A 254-nucleotide genomic window follows, 5' to 3' on the forward strand; every position below is an offset into this window, starting at 1 on the left:
GGCGCTCGCGAAGACACTGCCAAGGGTTACAAAACCTTCCCCTCGGACGAGGAGGGCCAGAAGCTGCGCGTCCGACCGGAGAGCTTTGCCGACCACTACAGTCAAGCGCGGCTGTTTTTTCGGTCCATGGACCCGGCCGAGCACGCGCACATCGCGTCTGCACTCGTGTTCGAGCTGTCCAAGGTAAGCCTGGAGCACATCCGCGTGCAGATGCTCGCCAATCTTCGCAACGTCGACGAAAGCCTCGCGACGCG

The 254-nt window shown here is 62.6% G+C and carries 1 protein-coding gene; it reads left to right on the top strand.

Annotated elements, in window-relative coordinates:
• A partial coding sequence (locus tag CVH10_RS22470) for a catalase-related domain-containing protein (RefSeq protein ID WP_369335977.1) occupies nt 1-254 on the top strand: 254 nt, incomplete at both ends.

The organism is Halomonas sp. ND22Bw, from assembly GCF_003011945.1.
Taxonomy (GTDB): domain Bacteria; phylum Pseudomonadota; class Gammaproteobacteria; order Pseudomonadales; family Halomonadaceae; genus Halomonas; species Halomonas halophila.